The 8525-nt window shown below is 43.0% G+C and carries 9 protein-coding genes; 5 read left to right on the forward strand and 4 right to left on the reverse strand.

Annotation, left to right across the window (positions count from 1 at the left end):
• Positions 1–139 precede the first annotated feature (139 nt).
• Positions 140–1201 carry a CIA30 family protein gene (locus tag H6G48_RS23075; RefSeq protein WP_190723421.1) on the forward strand — a complete coding sequence of 354 codons (1062 nt, stop codon included), beginning with the start codon at positions 140–142 and terminating at the stop codon, positions 1199–1201.
• 86 nt (positions 1202–1287) lie between these two features.
• Entirely contained in the window at positions 1288–1908 is a 621-nt protein-coding gene (locus tag H6G48_RS23080; protein ID WP_190723423.1) for a CPP1-like family protein, read from the forward strand.
• On the opposite strand, the gene H6G48_RS23085 is transcribed toward H6G48_RS23080, so the two are convergent.
• Positions 1905–2600, reverse strand: a complete 696-nt coding sequence (locus tag H6G48_RS23085; protein WP_002801790.1) for an HAD family hydrolase — start codon at positions 2598–2600, stop codon at positions 1905–1907. The genes H6G48_RS23080 and H6G48_RS23085 overlap by 4 nt on opposite strands.
• 459 nt (positions 2601–3059) lie before the next feature.
• On the opposite strand from H6G48_RS23085, the gene sds reads away from it, so the two are divergent.
• A complete protein-coding gene (gene sds, locus H6G48_RS23090; protein WP_190723425.1) occupies positions 3060–4031 on the forward strand; it encodes a solanesyl diphosphate synthase in 972 nt (323 codons plus the stop codon).
• Here sds and H6G48_RS23095 read toward each other — a convergent pair.
• Positions 4028–4573: a hypothetical protein gene (locus H6G48_RS23095; protein ID WP_072927146.1), complete on the reverse strand. Its 546-nt coding sequence runs from the start codon at positions 4571–4573 to the stop codon at positions 4028–4030. The genes sds and H6G48_RS23095 overlap by 4 nt on opposite strands.
• A 111-nt stretch (positions 4574–4684) precedes the next feature.
• Entirely contained in the window at positions 4685–5017 is a 333-nt protein-coding gene (locus H6G48_RS23100) for a 2Fe-2S iron-sulfur cluster-binding protein (protein WP_190723427.1), read from the reverse strand.
• 62 nt (positions 5018–5079) lie between these two features.
• On the opposite strand from H6G48_RS23100, the gene cimA reads away from it, so the two are divergent.
• Together cimA and H6G48_RS23110 are read left to right on the forward strand one after the other, a co-directional pair.
• Positions 5080–6720 carry a citramalate synthase gene (cimA, locus tag H6G48_RS23105; RefSeq protein ID WP_190723429.1) on the forward strand — a complete coding sequence of 547 codons (1641 nt, stop codon included), beginning with the start codon at positions 5080–5082 and terminating at the stop codon, positions 6718–6720.
• Between the two features lie 485 nt (positions 6721–7205).
• Positions 7206–8309, forward strand: a complete 1104-nt coding sequence (locus H6G48_RS23110) for a hypothetical protein (protein WP_242034752.1) — start codon at positions 7206–7208, stop codon at positions 8307–8309.
• Here H6G48_RS23110 and H6G48_RS23115 read toward each other — a convergent pair.
• The coding region (locus H6G48_RS23115; RefSeq protein WP_190719961.1) for a transposase at positions 8226–8525 on the reverse strand (300 nt) is incomplete at its 5' end. The two genes, H6G48_RS23110 and H6G48_RS23115, sit on opposite strands and share 84 nt — an antisense overlap.

Raw genomic sequence — 8525 nt, forward strand, 5'->3', positions numbered from 1 at the left:
CTTCTGTTAAAGAAGCAGCATCCCGTGAAGCGTCAACCCAGCGGTCGGTCGTTCAATTAAGTTTGTTTGATCTGCCGGGAATCACCGTCCGGCCCCGGCGGTGAGGATGTCAACAGTACCTTTTGAGGAGAGAAAAGTTATGGCTGAGTCAAAAAGCTGGGATTTTCAGAGATTTTGGCAAACTCTAGACTATTTTGATAGTATTCCCCTGTGGAGTTGTCTGCAAAAGCTGCTCGGTTTCGGGGAAGATAAAAAAAATCAGCTAACAAATGAGCAAGGGATGAAGACCATTTTAGTCATTGGTGGGGAAAATGCGATCGGGAGAAAGGTAATCACCCAACTACAGCAGCAAAACTATCAAATCCGCGCTTTAGTCGATAATATCGAGTTTGCACGTCAATTATTGGCTGAAAATGTCGATTTATTTGCTCTGCAAACCCCGCAATTATTCACAGGGATTGAGAGAATTATCTACTGTCAAGGGGAGAATAACCGCCATAGTTTAGCTAATTTACTCGATTTATTGAAAAATGCTGGGATAACCGCCGAAAAAACCCTCTTTGACTTTAGCAATCCCAGCAGTGATATCAAAGAAATCTGGGGTGCGGTGGATGATGTGGTAATGGGAGGAGTGAGTGAGAGTCAGATAACCCTAACCGGAGGACGAGCGCTCTTTTCCGGTATCGTTAGAACCGAAAATAACGGTGGTTTTGCCTCAGTTCGTACCAGAAACCTGAATCCTCCCCTAAATTTATCTAACTACGAGGGAATAGAATTACAGGTACAAGGGGACGGAAAACGCTATAAATTAATTCTGCGCTGTGAAGGACGTTGGGATGGCATCGGTTACTGTTATTCTTTTGATACATTTGATCGCAGCTGGCAAAAGATTTCTATTCCTTTTGGTGATTTAATCCCAGTGCTGCGGGCCAAAACGATGAGAGATGCAGCACCCTTTGATAGCAGTAACGTCTATGCTTTGCAGTTAATGCAGAGTAAATTCGAGTACGATGGGGCCATAAATCCCCGTTTCTCCCCGGGGTTATTTGCTTTAGAAATTGTCACAATTAAAGCCTACGGGGGCAAAAACCGCTTAATTATCGTTAAAGAAGGAGAAATCGCCGAAAAAAGCCTTTTAGATGCCAGTGGTTATCCCTACGAAGCGATCGATTCTGCCCAGATTTTCGCTAAACTTAATTAATTTAAATAAGCTTGCATCTCAAGTTAAACTACAGAACATCGGGTTAAGATCATGACTATCGGGAGCATAATTAAGGAGGTATGTTCATGAGTGAACAGAATCCCTACGAACAACTTGGGGTTACTGAAGAATCCTCTTTTGAAGAAATTCAAGAGGCCAAACAAAGACTGGTGCAACAGTATCAAAATGATAGCAAAATTGTCGAATTGATCGAGTCGGCCTACGATTCCGTCCTCATGGATCGACTGCGGATGCGACAGGAGGGTAGAATTAAAGTTCCCGATCGCATTCGTTTTCCTGAACGTCTGGCGATTCCGGTGGAAAGTAAACCAGTTACTAGCAGCAAATCTCCTCACTGGTGGAAAAGCCTCATCGATACACCTTCTGCAAGGGATATCGGTGTACCAGCAGTGATTTACGCTTGTTTAGGAGCAATAACGCTGTTAGTTCCCGATCCCAGTGGCTCCCTCTTACCGCTGCTCTTAGCTTTTGGCGTTTTCGTTAATATCTATTTTTTCAACCGCAAGGAAAAACGTTTTGGCCGCGCCTTACTATTCACTCTCGCTGGTTTAGTGCTAGGAGTCGCTCTGGGAGCGGGATTAGCCAGTTTAGCGGCCAAGGCTGATTTGCATATCTTCGGCGATCGCCAAATTTATGCGCTCGTCACTTTTCTGATCTTTTGGGTGATTAGTAGTTTTTTCCGTTAACCAATCGCTCGTAGGGAGCCTAAGATCACGTCCACTGCTTCCCCAAGGTTATTGACGATATAATCAGGCTCGTAGCTCTCTAAACGGGAACGGCTGCGAATCCCCGATAATACGCCAATAACCTTAATATTTTGGCTTTTAGCGGCGGCAATATCCGCTTCCGTATCCCCCACCATCCAAGTATCGGCAGCCGCCGGCAGTTCTTTAGCGGCCTTAGCCATAAGCAGGGTTTTGTCGCGCACGTCGTTGGTTTTGGTGTAATTGTTATTTAGACAATAACGACGATTAGCGGCGAAAAAACGACCGATATCGTGGCGATTAAAGGCATGATCTAGCTCGGATACCCGCCGCATCGTCATCACGACTAAATCGATCTTTAACTCTTGGATTTTCTGGAGAGTTTCCAAAGAACCAACCACCGGGCGATCGTGGACAAGATAGGGTAAAGTATGGACAGTTTGACGACGAAGATGGGCAAATTTACGCGCTTGATCTTCATCTAATCCTGACATTTCCCCGATACGCTTCTCAGAAACCTGATCCCGTTTTAACTGCCAGAATTCCGCTTTCGATAATTCCCCGATAATTTGACCTTTATAGGCGGTTTTCTGTAAACAGTCTTGATAAACTTGGTAATATCGCTCGGATACGTCCATTATCGGGCCGTCAAAGTCGCTAATTAGTCTCAACATCGTTCTAATACTTCTCGCTTTATTAATTTTTATATACAAGTTACCCTAGAGTCTTGACAATGACAAGAGTTTTGTCGGGAAAAAGATTAGGGACCAGGGAAGTGGGGTGTGGGGTGTGGGGTGTCGGGTGTGGGGTGTGGGGTGTCGGGTGTGGGGTGTCGGGTGTGGGGTGTCGGGTGTGGGGTGTCGGGTGTGGGGAGGTGGGGAAGTGGGGTGTGGGGAGGTGGGGAAGTGGGGTGTGGGGTGTCGGGTGTGGGGTGTGGGGTGTGGGGTGTGGGGTGTGGGGTGTGGGGTGTGGGGAGGTGGGGGAATTTCAACTAAAACCCTAAAACCCTAAAACCCCAACCCCTCACTGTTTACTGATCACTGATGCTTCCCCTTCCCTAGTCTGGACGGTTAGCTTAAAATAAATGTAAGGATATGTAAACTTTCGTAACTATCTCGCCAATTGGCTAACCAATGATCCCAACAACTTCTTTATTCGCACCCGTTGACGATGATCTCCGTCTTTTGACCGATAACTTAAAAAACCTCGTCGGCGCTCGTCATCCCATTTTAGCGGCGGCAGCAGAACATTTGTTCGAGGCCGGTGGTAAACGCGTTCGACCGGCGATCGTGTTGTTAGTGTCTCGCGCTACCATGTTAGACCGGGATATCACTCCCCGTCATCGTCGATTAGCGGAAATCACGGAGATGATCCACACTGCCAGTCTCGTCCATGATGATGTGGTAGATGAGGCAGAATTGCGGCGCGGTGTTCCCACCGTTAACAGTTTATTTGACAATCGCGTGGCGGTTTTAGCGGGGGATTTTCTTTTCGCTCAATCCTCTTGGTATCTAGCAAATTTAGATAATTTAGAAGTGGTAAAATTGCTCTCAGAAGTGATTCGCGATTTTGCTGAAGGGGAAATTCAACAGGGAATTAATCGCTTTGATACCAGTATCTCCTTGGCAGCTTATCTAGAAAAAAGTTACTACAAAACTGCTTCTTTAATTGCCAACAGTGCCAAAGCGGCCGGGGTATTAAGCGAGCAATCAGCTGAAGTTAATCATCATTTATATAATTATGGTCGCGATTTAGGATTAGCTTTTCAAATCGTCGATGATATTCTCGATTTTACCTCCCCTACGGAAGTATTAGGAAAACCCTCTGGCTCCGATTTGATCAGTGGTAATATCACCGCTCCCGCTCTCTTTGCCATGGAGGAAAATCCCTATATAGAAGTGTTAATCGAGCGGGAATTTAGTCAGGAAGGAGACATCGAAAAAGCTCTTGATTTTATTCACTCTAGCCAAGGTATTCCTCGCTCAAAAGAATTAGCCGATCAATACGGTCAAAGTGCCTTAAAACACCTTGACTGCTTAGCTTCTTCTCCCTCAAAAGATGTGTTAATCGAGCTAGTAGATTACGTTTTGAGCCGAATTTATTAGGGAATAATAGTTCTCGCCGTAGCAATAGTCCAAGCATCGACTAATAATAAAAATAGGGTGAGAATAAAAAGAATTCCATACATCCAAGGCTGAGAAAGGGGGCGAATATCAGTCATATCCAAGTTAGTTTTTTCTGCGATTATTTTGACCATGCGATTAAATCCCACTACTCGCATCGGCAATAAATAGGCTTTTTCCGAGGAGCGATCAAGGAAATAATAAACTAAACCACCCTGTCCTGTACTGCGACATTTAAGTTCTTTTATATCTGTCCAATTTAACCACCAACCAGAGCGAAGAAAAGCAGGAAACCATTGGGGATAGGTAACTTGTATCCCTGTTTCTGATAAAATGACTCTTTCACTTAAAGCTCCGTATAAAGCGATTAATCCTAAGCTAATTCCTACCCAGAGAAAATTGGGATTAACAGGGGAATTAGTGACTTTTGCTAAAAAGGGTAAAGGGATGGTTAACGCCACATATAAACTTAATAAAGTTACCCGAATTATTGGTGATATCCGAAAAGTTATTGTCTCGTTCATTTGATAACCTTAATCAGTAAACAGTAAACAGTGAAAAGAAGGCTCCGAACTTGCAACTTAATACTTTAACACTTTAATACTTAATACTGTTCACTGAAAACTCAAAACTGATCACTGATCAGTGATCACTGAGTCTCCTTGTCCCCAAAAACCATCGTATTTAGTAACTTCGATATCACCAAAAACTTTGACTTGACAAGCAAGACGACGGTTATTATCGTGGTTATGGGGAGGTAAAGAAAGACGCGCTTTTTCCTGCCAATTGATAGCAGAAACTTCGCCCACAATTGCCACCGCACAGGTTCCACAGCTGCCGATGCCGCGACAATTGATTAACTTGGAACCGCCGTTATACAAAGAAATGTCATGTTTTAATAATATACGACGGAGATTTTCACCTCGATCGCAGGTGATTGTTTGACAGTAAACTGTTATTCTAGGCATTAGGGGCGTGATTTTAAGTCGCTACAGTTATTAATTAATATTAACACCTATTGACTATTTATATGAACAATGGTAAGCGCATTTGGGTCTATGACACTACTCTCCGGGACGGGGCCCAGCGAGAAGGTATTTCCCTCTCCCTCGAAGATAAAATTAAAATCGCCAGGGAATTAGATCGGATGGGTATTCCTTTTATCGAAGGCGGTTGGCCAGGCGCAAACCCAAGAGACGGTCAATTTTTCTGGAAACTGCACGAAGAACCCCTAAAACAAGCGGAATTAGTCGCTTTTTGTTCCACTCGTCGCCCCCAGATCGAGGCCCGGGAAGATCGGATGTTAACCGCCATTCTCGCCGCTAGAACCCGTTGGGTGACAATTTTCGGCAAATCTTGGGATCTGCACGTCACAGAGGGCTTAAAAACCAGTCTGGAGGAGAATTTAGCCATGATAGGAGATACGATCGAGTATCTACGCTGTCAGGGAAAACGAGTCATTTATGATGCAGAACATTGGTTTGATGGTTACAAAAATAACCCCGAATACGCCCTTTTAACCCTCAAAACCGCCAGGGCTGCCGGGGCCGAATGGTTAGTTTTCTGTGATACCAACGGGGGCACTTTACCCCAAGAAATCGCCCCGATTGTGGAGAAAGTGCGGGAGCAATTGGGCATCGATCCCGATGAGGAAAATGCGCCTCAATTAGGCATTCATGCTCATAATGACGCAGGAACCGCCGTGGCTAACTCCTTAGCGGCAGTTAACGAGGGCGCACGCATGATTCAAGGCACAATTAACGGTTATGGGGAACGCTGCGGCAATGCCAATTTATGTACTTTAATTCCCAATCTTCAGTTAAAAATGGGCTTTTCCTGCCTAGAAGAAAATCAATTAGGCCGATTGACGGGAACTAGCCGAAAAATCAGCGAAATGGTCAATTTAGCCCCGGATGATCACGCTCCCTTCGTCGGACGCTCCGCTTTTGCCCATAAAGGCGGCATTCACGTTTCTGCGGTGGCGAAAAATCCCCTGACCTACGAACATATTAACCCGGAAGCGATCGGGAATCAGCGCCGCATCGTCATTTCTGACCAATCGGGATTAAGTAATGTGTTAGCGAAAGCGCGCAGTTTTGGCATCGATTTGAATAAAGATGATCCCACCTGTCGGCAAATTTTGGAACGTTTAAAAATCTTGGAAAGTGAGGGTTATCAATTTGAGGCAGCCGAAGCTAGTTTTGCGTTATTAATGCGGGAAGCTTTGGGACAGAGAAGCCACCTTTTTGAATTAAAAGGATTCCAAGTTTATTGTGATATGCTGCGGGATAGTGGTAATGCGATTGCAACAATTAAAGTACGGGTAAAAGAGGAAGATTTATTAGAAGTGGCCGAGGGTAACGGGCCGGTGGCCGCTTTAGATCGAGCTTTAAGAAAGGCTTTAGTCAAATTCTATCCCGAAATTGCTAACTTTCACCTGACCGATTATAAAGTGAGAATCCTCGATAGTGGTTCGGGGACGGCAGCGAAAACTAGGGTTTTAATCGAGTCCAGTAACGGTCAACAAAGATGGACAACCGTGGGAGTGTCTAGTAATATTTTGGAAGCTTCCTATCAAGCAGTGGTAGAAGGAATTGAGTACGGTTTATATCTACTGCAAAACAATCAACTAGAATTATCGGGTCAATTTTGTCCTTTGGGGATAATTTAGGGAACAGTTATCAGTGATCAGTTATCAGGAGTCAGATTTGAGTTTTCACTGAACATTTAACTACTGACTCCTATCTCCTATGTCCTATCTCCTATCTCCTATCTCCCCTGCTCCGTTCTCCCTTATACCTTTTAAACAGGATTTAGTACAATCTCGCCTTGACAGAGTTTAAACACTGATATATTATCAGAAAGAATCCATAATTCTTCCAACAAGAGCAAGCAAGCTTAACTAGGTAGGCTCTTCGTTACTTTTTATGGTTCGATAGGGTGGCATAAATAAACTAAATCCTTATCTGGCAAGAGATTTAATTGATTAGTTCGCTCTAGATCAAAAACAATTGACAAAAATCGCCAAACGTTTTTCTCTATAAAGGTTCCGTCCCTTATAATCCCCGTACATTGCATAACAGAAACCGAAGAACCACTAGGTAATTCAATTGCTCAGCCTGTTGAAGCTGTAAATTTCACATAAAATATTTATTTATGACTACACAAGCTATAGGAAAATCAATGACGTTATTGAATAATAAATCATTGAAAATTACTACATTTTTAACCATTGCATTGATTACTTGGATCGCCCACTTTTGGTATTTTAATCACTTGGGTCTATACGAAGATGATTACGCTTTCATCGGTAACATACTCACCATGGACTTTTCCAGATTTGTTGACTCTGTTAAGAACATGAATTTAGCATTTTTTCAAGGTAGAGTTGTCGGCTTTAACATCCTCTTCTTCTCTGCATACTTTGCTGGAAAATTGGGAGGATTGCCGCTTATTTATATAAGTGCCTATCTATTGGCATTAACCAATAATATCCTCTTTTATCTATTTCTCCAACGTCTCTGGAATCAACCTATTTTTGTCCTGACGGGTACCCTTGCATTTACTTTATTTCCTGCCGATAACACTAGGGCTTTTCTCACTCATATTCACATTTTGCCCGCCATAACCTTTCTTTTACTCGCTTTTTTAAGTTATCTGAACGATAAAAAAATTTGGTCTTACCTATTGATTACTGCTTCTTTTCTTAGTTATGAGACCTGTTTTTTGCTGTTTATCACCGCACCTTTTCTAACCAAAAAGCCTCAGTCGGAGATATTTAAAGAATTAATTAAACATCTATTCATCTTAGGTACGATTTTCCTAGTGGTTTTAATTCTCAGAAAGTTGACTGGTGATAGCCGGGTTGGAGACTTAGATATAGCAACCGCTATTTTTACTCCGATTCGTCAAATAATTACCGGACCATTTGTCTGTTTAGGAACATTTGTCTATCGTCCTTGGCAAACTTTGCACAATCTCAGGGGAGAATTGTTAATTTTTGTGCCTCTTTCATTACTTATGTTGCTATGGCTATTCTTACAAAATTCTCGTTTTTCGGGACTGGATAGTGGGGAAAATTGGCCGATAATTAAACAGTTGAGCCTTTTGGGGATAAGTCTCTTATTCTTGGCCTATCCCTTAACTTTTAGGCTCTTCGTTACTCTTTATGCTAAATCAACAGACAAGATGCCAAGACAACATACTTCTAACCCAAAAATTCCGAAAGTTTCTAAAGCCATAGGCTCTCCGTTTTATTAGTTTAAGTTTATTGTTGATTCCCTCGACCATCCCATTCGTTGTCCTTCGCTCGAAATAACTAATTATTTCTCCAAACCAGTTTCGGATTGTTTGACAACTCTTAGTAAAAACACTGGAGGATTTTGCCAACCATTCCGAGATGGATAGCATTCCCTCTGTCGGATTCTCTGAGGTTTCATAAATCTTTCTAAATTCTTCCTTTAATTCCTGCATCTT

The sequence above is a fragment of the Microcystis flos-aquae FACHB-1344 genome, from assembly GCF_014698375.1.
Lineage (GTDB): Bacteria > Cyanobacteriota > Cyanobacteriia > Cyanobacteriales > Microcystaceae > Microcystis > Microcystis aeruginosa.